We start from the raw sequence: 22,273 nt of genomic DNA, 5'->3' as shown, positions 1-22,273 counted from the left end.
AAGAAGACTGAATAAGGCAAAGGTCAGTTCGCACTATAAGAAGCGGCGAGGGAGTGAGACAGAGCCAGATGACTGACTGGCTTGTGACACCTCTTGTCACAGTAAAAATCTGCTTCTGGCTCTACCAGGTCTGGTTGTTACAGGCTCAGGATGAATTCAAGGGTTATGACCGAAATGTTGAGCGTAAGATTCAGGAGGGCAGGTATGAAACTGGCATTACAGGGCGAGAATTTTCTAACAAATAACGATGTGCGTCAGCTGGACCGTTCTTATGTATTTCACTCATGGTCTGCGCAGGGCAACCTGAACCCATTAGTTATTGCTGGCGCAAAAGGCTGCCAGTTATGGGATTACGACGGTAAAAATTACCTCGATTTCAGCAGCCAGTTAGTTAACGTCAATATTGGTTATCAGCACCCTAAAGTGCTGGCCGCCATGAAAGCACAGCTTGAAGAGCTGGTGACGATTGCCCCGGCAACAGCTAACCTGGCGCGTGGTGAAGCCGCAAAACGCATTGTGGAACTGGCACCTGCGGGTTTCCATAAAGTTTTCTTTACTAACGCCGGGGCCGATGCCAACGAAAACGCGATCCGTATGGCGCGTTTATACACCGGGCGCGATAAAGTGCTGTCAGCCTACCGCTCTTATCACGGTAATACCGGTAGCGCGATTGCCGCGACCGGTGACTGGCGCCGTGTACCAAACGAATATTCTCGCGGCCATGTGCATTTCTTCAACCCGTATCTCTACCGCTCTGAGTTCAATGCCACCAACGAACAAGAAGAGTGCGCGCGTGCGTTACAGCATTTACGCCGTATTATTGAATGCGAAGGCCCGGCTTCTATTGCCGCTATTTTACTGGAAAGTATTCCTGGTACCGCAGGCATTCTGGTGCCGCCTGCAGGGTACATGAAAGGTGTGCGTGCTCTGGCCGATGAATTTGGCATTGTCCTGATTCTGGATGAAGTGATGGCAGGTTTTGGCCGCACCGGCCGCTGGTTTGCGTTTGAACATGATGACGTGGTACCTGATCTTATCACCTTCGCAAAAGGGGTGAACGCAGGTTATGTACCGGCAGGTGGCGTACTGATTTCTGAAGCCATTTCCCATTATTTTGATGACCACTTTTTTGCCGGTGGCCTGACTTATTCCGGGCACCCACTGGCGATGGCGGCGATTGTCGCCACGCTGGACGCAATGAAAGAAGAAAACGTTGTGGAAAATGCAGCACTGGTGGGTGATGGTGCACTGCGTGCCGGCCTGAATGCGCTTTCAGAAAAATATGCGCTGGTGGGTGAAGTGCGTGGGGTTGGCGTATTCCAGGCACTGGAACTGGTGACCAACCCTGAAACCAAAACACCCGTCGCTGCAGCCGATATGGCGGCCATCAAGCTGGCGTTGACCGAAGCCGGGCTACTGAGCTTTGTGGTGGAAAACCGCATTCATGTGGTTCCGCCCTGCACGGTTACTGCCGATGAAGTGAAACAAGGCCTGGCAATCATTGACCAGGTACTGGGTCAGTTCAGCGGCCTGGTCCGTTAACCACTCCCCAGGTAAGCGGCCAGCCTGCGGGCTGGTTGCTTGCTTTTTAATCCAGTTGTGAAATATCCAGTGCGGCTTTATCAATGATGCCGATAATTTGTTTGAGCGTAGCAGGCTCAACGCCTTGTTGATTCACTTTCAAATCCAGCACCGCTTTGATGTTGTCCAGCGCCCGTTTCATATCTGGGTTGGTTCTCAATTTACGGCCTACCGCTTTAGCTGCGATGCGTTCTTTAATTTGGCTCAATTCCTCATTGTGCGCTGCTAACCATTGCTGTCCCAGTTCTGTAATGGTGATTTTTTTGCGCCCGTTTTCTTCATCTTCCAGGTGAATCAGTTTATTGGACTCAAGAAAATCCAGCGTGGGGTAGATAACGCCCGCACTCGGAACATAATGGCCTTCCGTCATGTTTTCGATAGACTTGATCAGTTCATAGCCGTGGCTGGCATCCTGAGACAGGATATCGAGCACTACGATCCGCAGTTCGCCATGGCCAAAGAAGCGTTTACGGCGATGCCCGCCACGTTCATTCATGTCGCACTCAGCATGTCTACCACGGCTCCGGTCTCCGTGCCCACGTTCTTCACGGCCACGCAGTTCACGAACTTGTTCTTCACCTTCCATACGGCTATGGCGACCCCTGCCATGGCGACGCCCTTCGCCTTCTTCTCCGCGCCCGTTATCGCGACGCATTTGTAAACGGAAAAAATCTCTCATAGGGACAACCTTATTGTTGTGTTTAATTTATGCACCTGTTGTTGCATTCAGTTTCTGAATGGTAAGGTGTCATATAGATATATCTAAAGTATATCTAATTATATTTTTTAGCAAATATTACAAAGTTTATTTCATTGATCTTACCTTAACTTATTAATTTGTATTTAATTATTGACTTGTTGTGACTGGTGGTGGTGACGAGTGCTGATATATCAAATTTTGTCTTGCATAAATCACGGATAACAATCATTATCATTAACTGACGATTAGATATATCTAAAATTAGACTATACAGGAGCTCCTATGACACAACCCCGCTCTGCAACAACACACTATCCCCGCCGTGCCCGCAATGCATTACGCTTTCGAAAACTGACTGTGATGCGCACGGAACAGGTCGCTGGCCACTTCCAGCGTATTGTGGCCGGCGGTGATGAACTGGAAGGTTTTGAATCACAAGGTTTTGATGACCATATCAAACTCTTTTTCCCTGAACCTGATAGTGGTTTTGTGCCACCTGTTGCAGGTGAAGATGGCATTATCTGGCAGAATGACGTTCGCCCTTCTGCTCGTGATTACACGCCAATTTATGACCCGTCCACACAAGAACTGACAGTGGACTTTTATATCCATGACGGTGGTGTGGCAAGTAATTGGGCTGTGCAGGCTAAACCTGGCGATACGCTGTATATGGGCGGGCCACGGGGTTCACTGATAGTTCCCACAGAGTATCACTGGCAACTCTATGTTTGTGATGAGTCTGGCATGCCTGCATTACGCCGCCGCCTGGCCGAACTCAACGCCCGCCAGTTTCAGGGGCAGGTGACAGCGCTGGTTTCTGTGCACAGCCAGCAGGCCTGTGAATATTTAACCGCTGAACCGGGTGTGAATATCGAATGGTTTGTTGGCGAAAGCCCTGAAACCGTGGCGCGCCATGCACTGGCTCTGACCATTCCTGAAGAGGATTATTTCATTTGGGTGACTGGTGAGGGTAAGGTCGCGAAGCAACTCGGAGAACAGCTAAGTGTAGGGCGGGATGCACAACTGGTTCGTACCGTTGCTTACTGGCACGATAAACGTTAATACAGTGCGCTTGTGCTGTGTGAGTGGCAAATATCCGGCAGATTTGGCTCTGCCGGGCTGAAATATACTTAGCTGAGTTTACCTTTAAACAGTGAGTATTTACCGGCACCCAGCAACATAATGAAAATGCCGCCGAAGAAATACAGCGCTTCTGTTTCCAGTGCCCATGCACCGACTTGCGTGCGCACAAAGAATTTCCCCATCCCAACCAGCAACACCGCGACAACCAGGTTAAAGGCATACACCAGGCCAGCAACGCGGGTAAACAGACCAATAATAATCAGTACCGGGGCGACAACTTCGCCAATATAAGCGCCATAGGCGACAAAACCGGGTAAACCATGGGCTGCGAGCATGGGTTTAATCCACTCAACGCCATTCTGCATTTTTGCAGTGCCATGAAATAACATCAGGATGCCAAATACAAGTCGCAGTAACAGGCGGGCGAAGTCCGGGTGATCTACCGCGCTGGAAAAACGAGAATAAAGATTGGTTAACATAATATATCCCTGAATATGCACAAAAAGTGATTGTCACCTGCGCAGCATAACCGCCTCTCAAGTGGAGAGAAATCTAAAAAATTGCAACAATGGTTCAAAAAAATTGAATAATATTTTTGTGGTAACTATTTATTTATCAATTAATTACGCATTTTTTTGTGTCGGTTAGTGCGTTTTTTGCTGTGAGGCTGCGGTAATGACCAGGGTGTGTTTCCGCACCCTGGTCTGAAGGGAGTAATTAATGAACGAGCAGGCGAAACTGCTCCAGTTCTTCTTGTGGCATACCTGCTTTCAGTGCGGCTTCACAAATAGCCTGCCAACTGCCGTTATCCAGCGGGATCCCTTCAGCCCTGCGTATTGCACGGTTGGTTGCTTCCCATTCACCAGGCACCAGAATAGGCTCATCTGCTGCCTGCTGTGAGGATTTCACCCAATTGATAAACGCATCCGTTTCTTTTTCCATTTCGGGCGCACCGAACATTTCCGGGTTAAGAATAATGGTTGTCATGCCATTAAAAATCGCGTCAACGCTGCCGTGCAGTGTTTCTTTATGGGTTGTTTTCCCGCCAGATAACGCGCCACCCAGAATTTCACACATGGTTGCCAGCGCATACCCTTTGTGTTGTGCGAAGGTAAGTAGCGCGCCTAAAGGCGGGGTCTGCATCACGGCCGGGTCGGTGGTGGGAGCACCTTGTGAATCAATCAGGCAGCCTTCTGGTACTCGTTGGCCTTTATGCCAGGCAACCCGGGTTTTACCGAACGCAATAGCGCTGGTGGCGAAATCCAGCAAGAGTGGGTCTTTATCTTTGCGCGGGAATACCACGCAGAAAGGGTTGGTGCCAAAACGGCTGTCGGTGCCGCGGAAAGGGGCGACCATTGGGTCGCCAGGGACATTCACAAAATGGATAGAGATAAACCCGGCAGCGGCGCACTGTTCAGCCCAGTAACCGATACGGCCAATGTGGTGTGCGTTATGTAATGCCACGGCAGCGATGCCAAACTGCTTCGCCTTTTCAATCCCCATATTGATAGCTTCCAGCGCCGCGACCTGACCAAAGGCGGCATTGCCATCAACCGTGACGATGGCACCGGCATCCCGCACGACTTTTGCGTGCTGGTTCAGTTGTAAATAACCCAGTGCCAGTGAGTTGATATAGCTTGGGATCATGCCGGCGCCATGGGAGTCGTGCCCGGATAAGTTCGCCGCGACCAGGTGGTCAGCCACCCGGCTGGCTTCTTCGGCTTCACTTCCCGCATGGCGAAAGAGCGCTTCAATAAACTGGTGGAGGTGTTGTGCTTGTATACGTATTCCTGTGTTCACGTTGTATTCATCCTCTTGCGTGCCCCTTGTCGTTCACGTTACGCGCACAAGGCTCCACTGTCCTCAGAAGGTGGATGAAAAGGCGTAGCCTGGGGTACGGCAACGTGAAATCGATGGGGTTATTGGTCTTTTTTTATCTGTCCGGGTTTTATACTGCGCCAATGGTGGGCTGAGCTCAAGGCGTGAATCGATGATGAGAAGACTTTAAAATGTTTGTGGTTTTTTTGACATGATTTGACACATTTATCCTGATTTGTGCCGCAAATTACTCACAATTTTTGGTGGGGATGGGGCCAGAATAAGCAAAAAACTTCTGGGACAATAATATGTGTAAATTTGCGATAGTGCTACTGGCCGCGGCCAGCGCCATGTTTACTTTTGCCAGTGTTCAGGCTGCTGAACCGGCATCCACCACTCACCCGGTAGATTGCAAAAAGCCACCTGAACCACCAAAAGGTAGTGATGGTAAACCACTTCCTCCACCAGAGGGTAAAAAACCCCCCATGGGAAAAGATGGTAAGCCATTGCCACCACCAGATGGATGCAAGCCGCCGAAAGAGGGTGTGGCGCCTGGGAAGTAAGCCTTACCTTAGACACGCAACAGAAAGGCTTTTCCGTTGCGTGTTCCTGTAATTATTGCTTTTGCTGATTGCATCCTCAGAAATATTGAGAAGTGCCGGGTGATAACAAATTGTGCTCACAATGGTTTTTATGGGATCAATAACCTTTAATTTTGTTGCGACTGGTGTGTTTTTTACCCCGTGCATGTTGAACACTCTTCATCTGGGATAACGCATCCTGAACCGCAATGAATGCTTTTATAAACGCATCTTTAGGGGGGCTTCATTAGCTAAAATAGTGAATTGCTTTTCTGTGTCACTTAATGATTTATGATTTTTCACCCTCATCCTCATCTTTTCCTAAGTTAATGAGCAGTTCGCCATTGATACCACTTTCCCCTGAAGCCAGTCCTTTAGGCTCAGTTGATTTGTTTTTCCCCATTTCCTTGATGAGATTTTCCAAACCAGATTTTATTTTATCTTCTTGCTCTTGGGTATTAGACTCTTCATGGTGCACTGACGCTGGTTTCTTTGCCTTGTTATTCATCAGACAATTCTCCGAATACAGCCATTGGATCTCTCATCATAACAAAAGCCTTTGCTTTCGTAATAATCCAGAACATCACTGTTAATTGGATTTATTATTTTTACATGGGTGGCACCTAATAGCGTAGCATAAGCATAGAGAGCAAGATACGTCAGGTCTAAATGTGGCTCGCTTGCTTCTGGCGATTTTTCTATGTAATCAAGCCTGAGCCCAGAAGACTGGTAAGTGGGACGCCCCATCGAAAATCCGATAAGACGATTACCATTCCAGGTTGCGCATTCAAATCGCTTTGGGTAGTTCTTTTTCCATGCAGGCCATGCACCCGGCCAATCCCAGTCCACAACCCTGGCGGGGTGATGCCGCCATTGTTCAAAGGCCGCATAAGCAGTACTGTCGACAGTTTATATTCGGATGTCAGGCGTTCTTAGTGCCTGATTTGCCATATAAATTGACTGCCGCCTTAATTCACCTACCTGCGTTCTAACAGTTCACGCATCCTGAGCCTGTTCCCTGGCATATATTCTCCTTTTTTATAGTGATATCAGGTATCTGTATTCATGCTGTGTCTATATATGAGGTTACTTTGATAGAAGCATCATTATGAAGTTGATGTCATGGTTGTATCTATTTTTACGGTGTACATCTTATTCTGTAAAATATATTTTACAACACAGTAATACTGGTTGTGATATGTAATTATTCCCGTCGTTTAAATGTAATTGTGTACGCTATATGTTCATGTCTTTTAGCTCGGGTTCTGTGATGAATATTTCGGTTTTTGGCGTATAGCAACGGAACAGATTATAGTGCAGGCCGCTTTCATTATCCTGGCACTGCCGGGCAAAACGCAGGGGCTGGGCGTAAGCCGCACCGGTGCGGCGTTCAGCACTGGCCGGTGTCTGGCCGCGCAGTTTCCCGAAGGTGTCGTACTGCCCGGACCAGCGCAGGTTACCGTCTTCACCGGTGACTTCCAGCAGTGCGGGTCGGATCATAGTATATGTAAAATTATACGATGGTTTTAGCCCCAAGCGTCTTCTTCTGAAATTATATTATTAATAAAGCTAATCAAGTCATTATCAAGAAAAATTTCTTTCCCACTCTCAAGATTTAAAAAATATATACTTTTATTGTCAATGTCGATACAGAAAGGAAATCCGCCTCCATCTATTGCAAAGGGTAACATTTTTTCTGGAATTAATTTTTTTTCCTTAGCTAGTTTCTTATATAAATTCTCAATGGTAAATATGCCCGGTTCTTTAGATTTTCCGATGGGGAGGAAATATTTTATATCCAACTCATGTGATTCACTCTGATAAATGCATTTATCATCTTCAAGCACGCCGCCATTATTTTTTCTGTATATTTCATTTATTTCTCTCGGGATCGGAAAGCCTAAAAAAAGTTCGGCTTTTTCTATGTCTTGCTCAGATATGGCTGGTGAGGAATTAATTAACTTAATTGACATGGCTACCTCCTATTTACAATGTTTCGGAACTCGGCCTTTTAGCCAGCCTTTGGAATGAGATATTTTAATCGCTTCAGGTGTTCCATATTCTACACCGAAATGTTTTTCAAATTGCGATACAGACCCCTTGTGAGGTAATGACTCAACATGAGCCTCAGTCGTAACTAACTGCATTGTACCTTTACCTGTTTTAGGGTCGAAAACATCAAGGTGATGCCATGTATAGTTTTCAGCATCAGTCTTGGTAATCCCTGCTAATTTATAGGCTTCAGTAAAATCACGTCCTCTGGAGCCTTGCAGAGTTATTTCAACAATATTACGTTGTGTTCCAGTTACTGGGTAGAGAGAAGGGCTGCCTGTAAAGTCTACCCCACTCATTGCAAGACCAAACGGATCCACCCACCCCAGCGGATTCGGCGCATACTGATACAGGTTCCAGCCACCGGCCAGCCCAATCGGGTCCTGGGTGGTAAAGCGGCCCACCTCCGGCTCATAGTAACGGAACAGATTATAGTGCAGGCCGCTTTCATTGTCCTGGTACTGCCCGGCAAAACGCAGGGGCTGGGCGTAAGCCGCGCCGGTGCGCAGCCCGGCACTGCCGGGTGTCTGGCCGCGCAGTTTCCCGAAGGTGTCGTACTGCCCGGACCAACGCAGGTTACCGTCTTCATCGGTGACTTCCAGCGGTGCGCTGTTCAGGTCGGTGTGCAGCCAGTAAATATCGGCCTGCGGTGCGCTGCCCGCCTGCTCAATGGCAGCCAGCGGCGCCCACGGGCTGGCCGGGTCATAGCTCCAGGTGCGACGGGTGGCGTTATCCCGTTGCTCCTGCAGCAGGCGGTAGCCCTGCCACAGGAAACGGGTGGTTTCCGTTCCCCGGTTGCGGTAATCGACGGTTTTGCGTATCCGCCTGCCCAGGGCATCGTAATGATAGTGTGCGGTGAATTCGCCTTCCGGGCCACGGCCACGGGCGCTTATCAGGCGGTTGTCGGCATCATACGTATAATGCTGCTCATGCTGTCCATGACGGCGGCTGACCAGGTTACCCCAGGCATCATAGCGGTAAAATAACTGCTGCCAGGTGGTGAGGCGGTTGCTCACAATGGCTGCGGGCTGTTGCCGGGCACCACCGGAACTGAGCGGGTCTTCACCCAGCAGGTTATCGGCCAGGTCGTAATGCAGGTGGCGGCTGCGCAGGCTCTGCCGGGGTTCCGTGTGCTGCTGCAGGCGGCCTTCGGCATCATAGCCATAATGTATCTCGCCACGCAGCGCATCACTCACCCCTTCCAGCTCACCACGGCCGGTATAGCGGAACACCCGCCACAGCAGGCCTTCTTCCGGTTTGCTGATTTTCCCGTTACGGAAACTGCTTTGCCAGCGGCGGCGGCCCAGCTCATCATACTGCCGTTGCTGAAGCAGTGAGCCCTGCGTGCGCCCGGTTTCGCGGTGTAACCTGTCGCGGGTGAACTCACTGACCAGTTGCTGGTTAAATTTGATGGCACTGGTATGCCCTGAGCCATAATACAGCCACTGTAACTGGTCGCCCTGGGGCAGGACCAGGGACAGCAGATTCGCCAGCGCATCCCATTCATAATCCAGTTTGCCATTCACGCCCTGTTCAGACAGCAGGTTACCGGCGCTGTCGTAGTGCAGTTGCACGCGGTCTGGCTCAATACCCTGTTCAGCCCCTGCGGCAGTGGGAGTGCGTGAAACCTCATTCAGGTGGCCGGTTGAGTTGTACTGGTACTGCCAGACAGCACTGTCGTTGCTGCGCTGGCAGAGTTGCCCGGCTTCGTCATAAAGGAACTGATGTACCCGCTGTGAAGGCTGTGCGCTGCTGTTCTGCGGGCCGGTCTCCCGGTGTTCAGATAACAGGCCTTGAGCATTGTAATGGTAGAAATGGTCGGTATTATCCGGGCGGCGCTCCCCGGTAAGCCTGCCTGCCGGGTCGTAACTGAACTGGTACTCTCCGCCATTGCCGTTTTCCAGACGGGTGAGCCAGCCACGCGCGTTATAGTGCCAGCGGCGGGTACGGTTGATACGGTCAGTGACGGCGGTTCGCTGCCCCAGTTGGTTATATTGCCAGTGAGTTTCGCTACCCAGCGGGTCCTGATGGCAGGTTAACTGCCCGCGCGCATTCCAGAAAAAGTGTTCTTCACTGCCATCCGGGTGGATGAGCCGTTGCAGGCGGCCCGCGCTGTCCCGCTGGTATTGTGTGAGGTTGCCTTCGGCGTCTGTGCGGTGCGTCAGTTCGCCAAACACATCCCAGGCATACGCGGTGATACTGCCGGAACAGTCGGTATGGCGCAGCAACTGGCCCTGCGCGTTCCATTCCAGTTTTACCTCGCCACCCAGTGCGTTAATAACAGAAGATGGCAGGCTGTCTTCCTCATCCGGGTAGTGATAGCGGGTGATGTTGCCCAGTGCATCAGTCTGTTGTGTCAGCCGGCCCTGTTGGTCGTGTTGTTCGAACTCCTGGCTGCCATCCGGCCAGGTGACAGAGACCAGCCGGTCAGTGTTGCGTGAGTACTGCCAGGTGGTTGTGCGGCCCAGCGGGTCCGTTTCACTGAGTAACCGGCCGTAGATATCCCATTCACAACGGCGCTGCCCGCCACCGGGCAGGATCACGCCACACAGTTCGCCCCGCTCGTAGAGAAAGGCCAGACCGCGCCCGTCGAAGTTGGTGAACTGCGCGACGTTATCGTCATCATCCAGTTGCCACACGGCCTGTTTCCCGTCATCGCGCACCACCCGGCGGACACTACCGGCAAAGTCATAAAACATCGAGAGGGATTCACCGGCGCTGTGCCGCCAGGCCGTGACCCGGGGTAAGCCTTCAATTTCCTGCCACTGGTATTCACTCAGTAGCCCGTGGCGGTCCTGGTGGCCTGCCATCAACCCGTTATGCCAGGTAAAGCGCCGGGTGATTTCACCGGCTCGGTTGGTGACTGTGCTCAGCTGGCCTTCATCGTCATAGGTGTAACTGACCAGCGGTACATCGCCACCGGGTGTGTGTAGCAATACGCAGGCCAGGCGGAGCAGGCCGTTGGTGGTGGTGAGGTAGCGGCAACTCAGGTGCTGGCCTGCACTGTCTGCCAGCCCTGAAAGCTGGCCCTGGTCAGTATAAACCAGGGAAGTCATGTTACCGGTGGAGTCTGTCATCATAGTCAGGCGGCCAGGTTGCTCACCAACCGGGGTCTGATAATGCCAGGCCTGTTCGCTGACATCAAAAACCTGCCAGGTGCCATCCGGGTTATGCATCAGCCAGCACTTTTCCGCTTCGCAGTAGGTTTTATGCCCGCGGGGAACGTTCGGGAAGGAAATGTAGTCGCCAGACGGCGCCCGCCATACCAGACCGCCCTGGTACGGTATCAGGCAGCTTTCCCAGAACAGACTCCAGCCGCGCCCGAGCACGCTGTCTCCGGGGTTACCACTGCGCCAGTAGCGTTGCCATTCAACCGGAAAGCGGGAAGGGAGGACAAAATCCAGGTCATCATCACCCGCGAGAAATTTCTGCCCGGAGATAATATCCACCGGGCGGGCGATGATGCCACCGGCCTCAACGACAGTAGCAACTTTGCCCAGGCGGCAGGCAGTTCTCATGAACCAGTTGATGCCTTTGAGTTTACTGAATAGCCTGCCAAGGGCGCCCAGTTTACTGGCAGCACCACCCGCGCCACCAAGTAACCCGGCAAACAGTAATGTCAGGTCTGAAGCTTTGTACAGCCAGTTCGGTACTTCAGGGTCGATGGGGAGTGTGGTCGCGGTACCGCCACCAATGGTGACATCTGCCGACCCCTCCATGACCTGGGCGTCACAGTTGGTTTTATCGCCTTTACGTGAAGCGGGTTGCTTGTTGATAAAGACATTGTCAGAGCCCTGTGCCATTTGCATGGACGGGCCATCGTTGCTGCACGACACCTGGCTGATGGTGGCAATGGCCGCTGGTTTACCATTGATAAATACGTTGGGGGAACCGGTCTGTATGGCCCCGGAGGGCGACAGACTCCCGGCTCCGGCACCGGCAAGGCCATCCCGGGCGGCCGTTGCCAGTTTTCCTGTGAGATAACCAACCAGAAAGCTGGCACCTATCAGCAACACACCCACACCAAGGCAGGATGCAGCCAGGCCAAGGAAAAATAACTCCCCTGCGATGATCCCACCCGCGGCAGCAATCAGCCCACCCACAAGGGTGCCGGCAATCATACCGGCCAGGGCATGTGAATGCCCGATGGGGTCTCCGAGGCGTGCAGCTTCACTCATGAAAAATCCCTTTTATGGCTGTGTGGTTACGCCGTCGGCGGGCTGGTAGCTTTCCAGCACCTGCTGGAGCAGGGCCTCATCCTCAGGTGATAATTTGCGGGTCATGGCGAGGGTGAATACCAGAACGTGACCACCCTGTAATGCAAATACAGCCTGGCGTTGCCAGATACGGCGGCCATCACGCAGGTAACTTGCCAGCACGCATTCCCCTGGCAGCGCATCCTTGCCGAGTGACACGGGTTCACGGCTTTTCAGTACCCAGCCTTTCAGCCCGGTGGAAAGCGTATCCAACTGGCGTGTCACATAATCAGCCAGTAGTTCATCTGCCTGCAGGTCATCGCGGGAGATATTCAAAGAAGGGGAGGCATCATCCCCCGCCAGCAGCACGTTCACGGTGCGGTCGCGGTAACCTTCAGGTAACGCCACACTGCCTTCCGTAAAGCTACAACGTGAAAAGTCGGGCATCTCGCAGGGTCCTTTTGCTTCACAGGGTTAAACACTGTATCTAAAAAGATGAATAACATTTCCCCGGAATGCGTTGCATAGCAGCAGGAACGGCTTTGGCTGTAGTGAACCCGCCTGGTTTGCGCCAGCGGGTGGTAGCAATAACCGGTTCACTTATATCGGGAAAAGGGTATTTCACCTTTCGGTTTAACCAGTGGATATAGGTTTTGTCTGAATTTGGTTTTTTGTTTGTGCGAGTGTAAAGCACCGTTATTTATTGCCGGGGGAGCAAGGAGTATTGGGTTAACCCAGGTCACGTTATGGGCCCGTTCATGTGAATGGGTTAAGTCCACTTGCTGTAGCGGATATAAACATATGCAACAATTATAATCCACAGTACGACAAACACGCCCGGGTGAAAGGGAACAAAACGAAGAATTATAAATGCTCCGACAATAGTGAAAATGACAGGGATAAGATAAAAAAAAGACTGTAATAGCCACAAAACCAACCGCTTCATTTTTTTAAAATCTCATATAAAGCATCACCTATTACTTCAGGTTTGTTATCTCCTGATTGTATCTGGTAAATGATTTTCTTCATATGTGGTTCGATTATAAAATACAGCATTTCTAAATTTTCTTTATACAGGAGGTGATAATATTCCAGGTCCTGAAAACGCAATCTGTTAACAGCGCAAGCTGCAAAGTGCGCCTTTCCATATATCGATGTTCCGGCAATAAATAATGAGGAAAATCGGTTAATCATACTGATGTGACTTCTTTTGAAATCACCGGAGCTTATAATTGACCATAACTGTTAGAAAGGGCAAGGAAGATAATGAAAAAAAGTGGTAAGGCGGCAATTTACTTTTTGGTAGTGATTGTTTTTTTTCTAACTATCCCGGAGATTGTGATTCGTGTACTGACCCCGGAACAATTTGCACGGCTGAGTGATTTTTCTAGCCTTGGAGGGTTGTTCAGCAACCTTCTTTCGATACTGATTTTCCTCGGTATTGTTTCTATTTTGCTGGGAGTTCTGGCAATTTTTCTGACGAAGAAAATTTACCGATATCTGTATCGCTCCAGAGGCTGATCGATATGACTTCTGCATGCTTTTGATCATTTTCTCTTACTGCCCGCCGTGTGCGGGTTTTTTTATGTGCTCAGGAAAGTGGCGGTAAAAAATCCACCGCCATTTCATCGCCACTAAAAATTCAGGCAACAAAAAAGCCACCGCATTGGGTGGCTTAAGTGTCTGTATTAACAGCTAAAATCTGGTGGCCCCTCCCCGGCTTGAACGGGGGACCAAGCGATTATGAGTCGCCTGCTCTAACCACTGAGCTAAGGGGCCGTGGCGGACGATTATAATGGAACTGACTGCCTCAATCCAGCCATTATAATGCGTATGCTGATTTTATAAGCAGTGTTAACCCGTTAGAAAATCAACAAGAATTAGAAATGCCCGCTTGTCAGTAGCCTCGTTGCGGATGCACTGGAGTATTAAACGCGTTAAGAGTAACTGTATGGGCTCCAGAGCCATTGCAGAGGAGAAGGTGAATCGGGGCCGTTAAGGTCACTTGCTATGGCATATATGCAGTATGAAGGAGAAAGGGCCGCTACCCGAAGGTCGCAGCCCTTAGTGCTAATCACAAAACTAATCAGGCACTCAGCCAGCCCAGTTTGATAACAAACAGGATGGACATGATAATCAGTGCCGCATTCACTTCTTTAGTGCGGCCGCTCAGCAGTTTTACTACTGTCCAGGTGATAAACCCGAAAGCAATACCGTTAGCGATGGAATAAGTCAGCGGCATGGTCAGTGCGGTTACGGTAACCGGTGCAGCAGTGGTGACATCTTTCCAGTCAATCTCTGCCAGTCCTGAAGTCATCAACACAGCAACGAACAGTAATGCCGGTGCAGTTGCATAAACCGGTACGCTGCCAGCCAGTGGTGAGAAGAACAGGCTCAGCAGGAACAGAATTGCAACCACAATTGCTGTCAGACCCGTGCGGCCACCGGCGCTCACGCCTGCGGCAGATTCCACATAACTGGTGGTGGTGGAAGTACCCAGCAGTGAACCAAACAGTGCTGCAGCGCTGTCGGCAACCAGTGCACGGCCCATTTTCGGCAGGTTACCGTCTTCATCGGCAAGACCGGCGCGTTTGGTTACACCCAGCAGTGTGCCGGTGTTATCGAATACATCGACAAACAGGAAGGCAAAAATAACGCTTACCAGGCCCACATTAAATGCACCGGCAATATCCAGTTGCAGGAAGGTTGGGGCGAGTGATGGCGGAGCAGAGAATACGCCACCGAACGGTGTCAGGCCAATCCCCATAGACAGGAAGGTAACAATCAGAATACCTATCAGTACTGCGCCTGTTACACGGCGGGCTTCCAGTACCACAATGATGATAAAGCCTAACAGTGCCAGCAACGGACCTGGTTTGGTCAGGTCGCCCAGGCCAACCAGCGTTGCCGGGTTATCAACCACAATCCCGGCACCTTCCAGCGCGATCAACGCCAGGAACAAACCAATGCCTGCGGCAATCCCGGAACGTAGTGGTAACGGAATACTGTTGATAATCCATTCACGGATTTTGAATATCGACAGCGCAAAGAAAATACAGGCAGAAAGAAATACCGCACCCAGCGCAATATGCCAGGTGTAGCCCATGTGTAATACCACGGTGTAAGTAAAGAAGGCATTCAGCCCCATACCCGGTGCCAGCGCAATGGGGTAGTTGGCGATAAGGCCCATCAGCACACAGCCAATTGCCGCAGCCAGGCAGGTGGCAACAAACACCGCACCTTTATCCATGCCGGTGGCACCAAGGATGCTGGGGTTAACAAACAGAATATAGGCCATTGCCAGGAAGGTAGTGATACCCGCGATAACTTCGGTGCGAACCGTTGTATTGTGCGCTTTTAGCTTGAATAGTTTTTCTAACATCATCATCTCTCGTGATGGGGAGACGTCACTGACGTGCGTTCTCTTGCCAATAATGGGTTGCATGCGCGTTATTGTTTCGGGAAAAGGCTGACAGCTGCATGCTCGGCTATCAATCCGGCGATTTTTCGCCAGCGCCTTGTATACCAACTCCTTTCCCTGAATTCACATAGCAATTGCTATGCCATGCCTGGACGCAATCGTTTACCTTCTTCGTTGCATCACTGGCTAAGACTATTCCGAACCAGAATGAGGCGTGATTATGGTGCATTGCACCATGTGTGCGCAATCGTTTTCCCACATGAAAACAGCATGGCTGGTTCTGGTTATGCGGGTTTATTTAGTGAACGGTACAAAAGACAAGGCGTTGAAGGAATGTTGAAGGAATAAGGCAGGTTTCTGTGTATGTTTTTCCGTGCAGCAGGTTACAGCGTACCAATAAAAAAGGCCCCGTAGAGGGCCTTTTCACGTTGGAAGATTATATATTAATCATCCAGGAAGCTGCGCAAGACTTCCGAGCGGCTTGGATGGCGCAGTTTACGCAGTGCTTTCGCTTCAATCTGACGAATACGTTCACGGGTTACGTCAAACTGTTTACCCACTTCTTCCAGAGTATGGTCAGTATTCATATCAATACCAAAGCGCATACGCAGAACTTTTGCTTCACGGGCTGTCAGGCCGGCGAGAACATCGTGGGTGGCGGCACGCAGGCTTTCCGTTGTGGCGGAATCCAGCGGCAGCTCGAGGGTGGTATCCTCGATGAAATCACCCAGATGCGAATCTTCATCATCACCAATTGGTGTTTCCATGGAGATAGGCTCTTTGGCGATTTTCAGTACCTTACGGATTTTATCTTCTGGCATCAGCATGCGCTCAGCCAGTTCTTCCGGAGTGGGTTCACGGCCCATTTCTTGCAGCATCTGGCGTGAAATACGGTTGAGTTTGTTGATGGTCTCAATCATATGTACCGGAATACGGATGGTACGCGCCTGGTCAGCGATAGAACGCGTGATAGCCTGACGAATCCACCAGGTGGCATAAGTTGAGAACTTGTAACCACGGCGGTATTCGAACTTATCCACTGCTTTCATCAGGCCGATGTTACCTTCCTGAATCAGGTCGAGGAACTGCAGACCACGGTTGGTGTATTTCTTGGCGATAGAAATAACCAGACGCAGGTTTGCTTCAACCATTTCTTTTTTGGCGCGACGAGCTTTCGCTTCACCAATCGACATACGACGGTTGATGTCTTTAACCTGCTCAATGGTCAGGCCGGTTTCTTCTTCAATCTGACGCAGTTTTTGCAGGCAACGCTGAACGTCTTCTGTTACTTCGTTCAGTTTTTCAGACCAGGGTTTGTTCATCGCGATAGCCGCGTTGAACCAGGTTTCGCTGGTTTCGTTACCGGTAAACAGTGTGATGAAGTTTTTCTTCGGCATTTTGCATTGTTCAACACACAGTTTCATGATCAGACGTTCCTGGGTACGAACACGGTCCATCATGGCACGCATGTTGTTTACCAGGTAATCAAACTGTTTTGGCACCAGGCGGAACTGTTTGAATACTTCAGACAGTTTCAGGATTTCTTCCTGTGCAGCTGCGTGGCTACGGCCTTTCAGTTTGATAGTGTCACGAGTAACAATGTATTGTTCACGCAGTTCAGTAAATTTCTCGCGCGCCAGTTCCGGGTCGATGCTGTTATCGTCGTCGCTGTCGTCGTCGTCTTCATCTTCGTCGTCGTCATCGTCCATATCTTCCTGGGACAATTCAGAACCAACGTGAGTGGCAGTCGGGGCAAGATCTTCTTCTGCGTTCGGGTCAACAAAGCCCGTAATCAGGTCTGACAGACGAGCTTCTTCTGCTTCAACACGATCATACTGTTCTAACAGATAGGTGATAGCTTCCGGGTATTCGGCAACAGAGCACTGTACCTGGTTGATCCCATCTTCAATGCGCTTGGCGATGTCGATTTCGCCTTCGCGGGTCAGCAGTTCAACGGTACCCATTTCACGCATGTACATACGTACGGGATCGGTGGTGCGGCCAATTTCAGATTCAACACTTGAAAGCACTTGTGCGGCTGCTTCAGCGGCATCTTCGTCCGTGTCATTCGTGTTTTCAGCCAGCAACAGATCATCGGCATCCGGCGCATGTTCCATCACCTGGATGCCCATGTCGTTGATCATTTGGATGATGTCTTCGATCTGGTCGGAGTCGACGATATCCTCCGGCAGATGGTCATTGACCTCGGCATAGGTCAGGTAGCCTTGCTCCTTACCACGAGTGACAAGAAGCTTGAGCTGTGACTGCGGGTTTTGCTCCATAAGACGGTATCCACACTTAAGTCATGAGAGTTGGTGTTGGTCGGCGAAACTGCCAACAATAACGTTATACCCGTTTCTTTCAAACTGCGGCGTTGTATGACCTGGTCTGTGTTCACCCGGCGGTTTCTTTCCGCCCGGGCCACGCCATCACTGTCATGCTGCACCCTGAAAAATCTCAGGTACGGCGGGCTGGTTTATTTTCTGGCCGCTGCCCGTCTTTGCGGCATTCGGGGTCTTCCCGAGGTATATTCGGCAGTTAAGCCGCTTAAATTCTTTCTCGTCATACTTCGCGCCGCAGGTGTGTTGGCTGCCTCGCTCGCACCAGTCACTTACTAATGTAAGCTCGAGGCCGTTCACTGCGTTGCCGCCTTCCTGCAACACGAATTATTTAGAGCAATCTCGTCATACTTCGCGCCGCAGGTGTGTTTTCACTTCCTTCACAACACAAAGCATGTTAATTCTGTAGTGCCTCGCGCCTATTTCTTTGCGCGTTTTAACGCTTCAGTAATCACGCGAACTTCTTCGCGTTCGGCAGCGTTTAAGCCTTCGGTCCTTGACCGTGCGATAAGCTCAGTAAGCCTGAGTTCGAGCACCGTATCAAACATATGGCTGAGCGCATCGGTGAAGGTTTGTTCTGCGATGTCCTTATCTGCTATATCGTCCCAGGTTGCCAGTTTTTCAAGGGTTGGCGCTTCTTTTCTTCCACGATAAAGCTCAAGTAATTGCCCGGTGTTCAACCCAGGTTGCGCCAGACAGGCTGCAACCAACTCAGAGAACAACCCCAGTCCTGGCAATTTGGCCTGTTCCAGCCCTGCCAACGAAGGAACCAGCGGTGCAAGCTGTGGGTTTTGTATCAACAACCCTATCAGTATACGCATGGTTGTCCGTTTTAGCCCGGCTGGCTGCGGATTTACTGGTGTTTCCGCCTGGCGCGGCATCAACCGTTCCAGTTGTGTTTCGTCCAGAATACCGAGTTTGTTACCCAACTCCTGGCGCAAAAAAATGCGTAATGTTTCGCCGGGTACCTGGCTGATTAATGGCAAAGCCAGTGTACTTAACTGTGCCCGCCCATCCGGTGAACTCAGATCTACCTGTGGCAGCAAACTGTTAAACAGAAACGCAGAGAGCGGCTGAGCCTGCTCAATCCGGGTTTCAAAGGCGGCTTTGCCTTCTTTGCGAACCAGTGTATCCGGGTCTTCGCCATCGGGTAGAAACATAAAGCGTAGCTGACGACCATCAGTCATGAAAGGCAGCGCTGTTTCCAGAGCTCGCCACGCCGCGTCACGACCTGCCCGGTCGCCGTCATAACAACAAACCACGGTGTTCGTTGCCCTAAACAGCAATTGAATATGATCTGCTGTTGTTGACGTACCCAGAGAGGCAACAGCATAGTTAATGCCATACTGCGCCAGCGCCACTACGTCCATATAACCTTCAACCACTAATAACCGTGCAGGAGAAGGCTGGCTTTGCTGTGCTTCATAAAGGCCATATAGCTGGCGGCCTTTATGGAAAATATCAGTTTCCGGTGAGTTGAGGTATTTCGGAAGCCCGTCACCTAACACGCGACCGCCAAAGCCAATGACTCTGCCGCGTTTATCCCGGATAGGGAACATAACGCGTTCCCGGAAACGGTCATAACTACGACCGTTATCGTTGGTTACCAGCATCCCGGCATCAATCAACGCCTGTTTATTTTCGGCATGCTGACCAAAACGTTTAAGCACATTATCCCAACCAGCCGGTGCATAACCGATGGCGAAATGTGCAATAACTTCCTGGCTGAGGCCGCGTTTTTCCAGATACTGGCGCGCGTTTTCAGCAACGGGTTGAGTCAGTGATTGTTGGTAAAATGCATTCAGCCCATCGAGCAACTGGTACAGGTTTTGCCGCTGATGGCGTTCAATCTGCCCCGGGCCGTTACCGGCTTCGTAGGGAACATCCAGATTGTGCATGGCAGCGAGCTCTTCAACGGTTTCGACAAACTCAAGCTTGTCGTAATTCATTAAAAAGTCGATGGCATTACCATGAGCGCCACACCCAAAACAGTGATAAAACTGCTTCTCGCCATTCACCGTGAAAGAAGGGGTTTTTTCATTATGGAATGGGCAACACGCGTGGTAATTCTTACCTTGCTTTTTCAGCTTTACACGCGCATCGATCAAATCGACGATGTCGGTGCGAGCCAGCAAGTCATTGATAAAAACGCGTGGGATACGTCCAGCCATAGGCCCCGGTTTTTCAGCTCTTAAACGAGAATAAGCCGCGCATTCCTTTCGGAAGCACGGCCTTTACAACTAAAACTCAGTCTGTGTGACAGTTGTATTGCGGAAAATCCGCAGTCAACAATTAGTACAGACGAGTACGGCGTGCGTTTTCGCGAGCCAGTTTCTTCGCGTGACGTTTTACCGCAGAAGCTTTAGCGCGTTTACGTTCGGTGGTCGGTTTTTCATAGAATTCACGACGACGAACTTCCGCCAGAACACCCGCTTTTTCACAGGAACGTTTGAAGCGACGCAGTGCTACGTCGAATGGCTCGTTTTCACGTACTTTAATTACCGGCATGTGCCTCTCACCTTTACTAAATTCGGTTTGCCACTGGCATCAACGCCAGCATATTTCAAAATGGTGCGGAATTTTACTTCAACTATTGCTGCTTTGTAAAGCACCTGCTGCAAGCTGAAGAGGGCTTTTCTGTCAGGCCTTTCTAAAAGTCCGGCATTATACACTACGATGCACCAGGATGAGCAAAGTTTTACAAGCCGCGCATCTGGGCATACACTTCGCGCTGACAAAAGAGGGTGAAGTATGCGTGTACTGGGTATCGAAACATCCTGTGATGAAACAGGAATAGCCATCTATGATGATGAAAAAGGGTTGTTAGCCAACGAGTTATACAGCCAGGTTAAATTACATGCCGACTACGGTGGTGTGGTGCCTGAACTGGCATCACGGGATCATGTCCGTAAAACTGTGCCCCTTATTCAGGCGGCGCTGGCATCTTCCGGGTTATCTGCGAAGGATATTGACGCCGTAGCGTATACCGCAGGGCCTGGTTTGGTAGGTGCATTATTAGTTGGCGCAACCGTTGGCCGCTCACTGGCATTTGCCTGGAATGTTCCTGCAGTGCCTGTTCATCATATGGAAGGGCACTTGTTAGCCCCGATGCTGGAAGATAACCCACCTGATTTCCCTTTTGTTGCATTACTGGTGTCTGGTGGTCATACCCAACTGATTAGTGTGACGGGTATTGGCGAATATGCCTTATTAGGTGAATCCATTGATGATGCCGCCGGGGAAGCGTTTGATAAAACCGCGAAGCTGCTTGGCCTGGATTACCCTGGCGGGCCACTGCTTTCGCGTATGGCGCAGCAAGGGCAGGAAGGGCGGTTTGTTTTTCCGCGTCCAATGACAGACCGGCCCGGGCTGGATTTCAGCTTCTCCGGCCTGAAAACTTTTGCGGCGAATACCATTCGTAGCAACAGCGACGACGACCAGACTCGTGCCGATATCGCCAGAGCTTTTGAAGATGCTGTGGTTGATACGCTGGCAATTAAATGCAAGCGCGCACTGGAGCAAACCGGGTTCCGTCGCCTGGTGATGGCGGGTGGGGTCAGTGCTAACCGGGCACTGCGCGCGAAACTGGCGCAGGTGATGGAAAAACGTGGTGGCGAAGTTTTTTACGCACGCCCGGAATTCTGTACCGATAATGGCGCAATGATTGCCTATGCGGGCATGGTGCGCTTTAAAGCGGGTAGTGTGTCTGATTTAGGTGTGCGTGTACGCCCACGCTGGCCACTGGCTGAATTACCGCCAGCGCAATAACTGTTCTTGCCTGCCTGTTTTTATTCTGTGCCGTGTTGTGCCACGGCACTATTCTTCACTCTCACCTTTCTTTTTACGCCGCAGTTTTTCCCAAATTTTGGTTTCCTGCCCGCGCCACAACCGCTGAATATTATCGTGATGGCGCAGCAGAATCAGGCATGAAAGCATGGCAACGGGGAAAGTGAACTGAGGTTTGAACCACCAAACATAGAACGGAGCAATCAGGGCGCTGATAATTGCCCCCAGCGAAGAATAACCACTCAGCAACACGGAAAGCAGCCAGGTTACTGCCATAACACCCGTCAGATCCCAGCCAATAGGCGCGATAGCACCAAAAGCCGTTGCAACGCCCTTACCACCCCGAAACCCGAAAAAGACAGGCCAGATGTGCCCAATACAGGCGGCAATGGCAATAAAACCGAGCCACATCGGGCTGACGCCTAATGCCCATGCACCCCAGACAGGCAACATGCCTTTCAGTATGTCAAAAACCAGCACGGCTGCGGCGGCGCCTTTTCCACCGATACGCAACACATTGGTTGCTCCGGGGTTGCCTGAGCCCTGGCCACGCGGGTCGGGGAGGCCTGTAAGCCGACAGACAATAATGGCGCTGGATATCGAGCCACAAAGGTACGCGAGGAGCACTATTCCGGGCGCGATTGCACTCATAACGCTGTTCCGTTTTGAAAATGTCGTTTTATTCTCTGCATCAGTGGATAATACGCATATTTCGC

The 22,273-nt window shown here is 50.8% G+C and carries 17 protein-coding genes, 1 tRNA gene and 1 pseudogene; 5 read left to right on the top strand and 14 right to left on the bottom strand.

The window, feature by feature from the left end; translation table 11 throughout:
• Positions 1-204 precede the first annotated feature (204 nt).
• On the top strand, positions 205-1,542 hold the full coding sequence (locus MPHASIOC01_RS17810; protein WP_353613006.1) for an aspartate aminotransferase family protein: 1,338 nt from the start codon (positions 205-207) through the stop codon (positions 1,540-1,542).
• 46 nt (positions 1,543-1,588) lie between these two features.
• On the opposite strand, the gene MPHASIOC01_RS17805 is transcribed toward MPHASIOC01_RS17810, so the two are convergent.
• Positions 1,589-2,260, bottom strand: coding sequence for a PadR family transcriptional regulator (locus MPHASIOC01_RS17805; RefSeq protein ID WP_353613005.1), 672 nt, complete (start codon positions 2,258-2,260; stop codon positions 1,589-1,591).
• A gap of 303 nt (positions 2,261-2,563) precedes the next feature.
• On the opposite strand from MPHASIOC01_RS17805, the gene MPHASIOC01_RS17800 reads away from it, so the two are divergent.
• Complete coding sequence (locus tag MPHASIOC01_RS17800) at positions 2,564-3,343, top strand: siderophore-interacting protein (protein ID WP_353613004.1); 780 nt, start codon at positions 2,564-2,566, stop codon at positions 3,341-3,343.
• A 68-nt stretch (positions 3,344-3,411) separates the two neighbouring features.
• Here MPHASIOC01_RS17800 and MPHASIOC01_RS17795 read toward each other — a convergent pair whose 3' ends face one another.
• Positions 3,412-3,843 (bottom strand): DoxX family protein, encoded by a 432-nt coding sequence (locus MPHASIOC01_RS17795; RefSeq protein ID WP_064600463.1) that lies wholly within the window; start codon positions 3,841-3,843, stop codon positions 3,412-3,414.
• A gap of 238 nt (positions 3,844-4,081) precedes the next feature.
• The gene (locus MPHASIOC01_RS17790) at positions 4,082-5,164 is read right to left on the bottom strand and encodes a malate/lactate/ureidoglycolate dehydrogenase (protein WP_353613003.1); all 1,083 of its coding nucleotides are present in this window, start codon (positions 5,162-5,164) and stop codon (positions 4,082-4,084) included.
• Between the two features lie 326 nt (positions 5,165-5,490).
• Here MPHASIOC01_RS17790 and MPHASIOC01_RS17785 point away from each other — a divergent pair, with 326 nt between their 5' ends.
• A complete protein-coding gene (locus MPHASIOC01_RS17785; protein WP_353613002.1) occupies positions 5,491-5,745 on the top strand; it encodes a hypothetical protein in 255 nt (84 codons plus the stop codon).
• Positions 5,746-6,052: 307 nt separating this feature from the next.
• On the opposite strand, the gene MPHASIOC01_RS17780 is transcribed toward MPHASIOC01_RS17785, so the two are convergent.
• From MPHASIOC01_RS17780 to MPHASIOC01_RS17760, 5 genes and pseudogenes are all read right to left on the bottom strand, one after another.
• The gene (locus MPHASIOC01_RS17780) at positions 6,053-6,271 is read right to left on the bottom strand and encodes a hypothetical protein (protein WP_353613001.1); all 219 of its coding nucleotides are present in this window, start codon (positions 6,269-6,271) and stop codon (positions 6,053-6,055) included.
• A gap of 755 nt (positions 6,272-7,026) precedes the next feature.
• Positions 7,027-7,260 (bottom strand): annotated as a pseudogene (locus MPHASIOC01_RS17775) (RHS repeat-associated core domain-containing protein); the annotation flags it as partial.
• Positions 7,261-7,289: 29 nt separating this feature from the next.
• A complete protein-coding gene (locus MPHASIOC01_RS17770; RefSeq protein WP_353612999.1) occupies positions 7,290-7,736 on the bottom strand; it encodes an SMI1/KNR4 family protein in 447 nt (148 codons plus the stop codon).
• Between the two features lie 9 nt (positions 7,737-7,745).
• Entirely contained in the window at positions 7,746-11,993 is a 4,248-nt protein-coding gene (locus MPHASIOC01_RS17765; RefSeq protein WP_353612998.1) for an RHS repeat-associated core domain-containing protein, read from the bottom strand.
• Between the two features lie 12 nt (positions 11,994-12,005).
• Positions 12,006-12,458 (bottom strand): DUF1795 domain-containing protein, encoded by a 453-nt coding sequence (locus MPHASIOC01_RS17760; protein ID WP_353612997.1) that lies wholly within the window; start codon positions 12,456-12,458, stop codon positions 12,006-12,008.
• Between the two features lie 819 nt (positions 12,459-13,277).
• Here MPHASIOC01_RS17760 and MPHASIOC01_RS17755 point away from each other — a divergent pair.
• Positions 13,278-13,532: a hypothetical protein gene (locus tag MPHASIOC01_RS17755; protein WP_064600444.1), complete on the top strand. Its 255-nt coding sequence runs from the start codon at positions 13,278-13,280 to the stop codon at positions 13,530-13,532.
• Positions 13,533-13,714: 182 nt separating this feature from the next.
• Here the strand turns inward: MPHASIOC01_RS17755 and MPHASIOC01_RS17750 are convergent.
• From MPHASIOC01_RS17750 to rpsU, 5 genes are all read right to left on the bottom strand, one after another.
• Positions 13,715-13,790, bottom strand: a tRNA-Ile gene (locus tag MPHASIOC01_RS17750).
• 307 nt (positions 13,791-14,097) lie between these two features.
• Positions 14,098-15,396 carry an NCS2 family permease gene (locus MPHASIOC01_RS17745; RefSeq protein WP_231889219.1) on the bottom strand — a complete coding sequence of 433 codons (1,299 nt, stop codon included), beginning with the start codon at positions 15,394-15,396 and terminating at the stop codon, positions 14,098-14,100.
• A 479-nt stretch (positions 15,397-15,875) separates the two neighbouring features.
• Positions 15,876-17,714: an RNA polymerase sigma factor RpoD gene (gene rpoD, locus MPHASIOC01_RS17740; RefSeq protein WP_064600443.1), complete on the bottom strand. Its 1,839-nt coding sequence runs from the start codon at positions 17,712-17,714 to the stop codon at positions 15,876-15,878.
• 476 nt (positions 17,715-18,190) lie between these two features.
• Complete coding sequence (gene dnaG, locus MPHASIOC01_RS17735) at positions 18,191-19,942, bottom strand: DNA primase (protein WP_064600442.1); 1,752 nt, start codon at positions 19,940-19,942, stop codon at positions 18,191-18,193.
• A 121-nt stretch (positions 19,943-20,063) separates the two neighbouring features.
• Positions 20,064-20,279 carry a 30S ribosomal protein S21 gene (rpsU, locus tag MPHASIOC01_RS17730; protein ID WP_001144069.1) on the bottom strand — a complete coding sequence of 72 codons (216 nt, stop codon included), beginning with the start codon at positions 20,277-20,279 and terminating at the stop codon, positions 20,064-20,066.
• 243 nt (positions 20,280-20,522) lie between these two features.
• On the opposite strand from rpsU, the gene tsaD reads away from it, so the two are divergent.
• A complete protein-coding gene (gene tsaD, locus MPHASIOC01_RS17725; RefSeq protein ID WP_064600441.1) occupies positions 20,523-21,539 on the top strand; it encodes a tRNA (adenosine(37)-N6)-threonylcarbamoyltransferase complex transferase subunit TsaD in 1,017 nt (338 codons plus the stop codon).
• Between the two features lie 48 nt (positions 21,540-21,587).
• On the opposite strand, the gene plsY is transcribed toward tsaD, so the two are convergent.
• Positions 21,588-22,208, bottom strand: a complete 621-nt coding sequence (gene plsY, locus MPHASIOC01_RS17720; protein ID WP_353612996.1) for a glycerol-3-phosphate 1-O-acyltransferase PlsY — start codon at positions 22,206-22,208, stop codon at positions 21,588-21,590.
• Positions 22,209-22,273 lie beyond the last annotated feature (65 nt).

The sequence above is a fragment of the Mangrovibacter phragmitis genome (genome assembly GCF_040429585.1).
In the GTDB taxonomy this organism is placed as follows: domain Bacteria; phylum Pseudomonadota; class Gammaproteobacteria; order Enterobacterales; family Enterobacteriaceae; genus Mangrovibacter; species Mangrovibacter phragmitis.
Note: the sequence above shows the minus strand (reverse complement) of the source record. Positions and strands in the feature narration are given on the sequence as shown.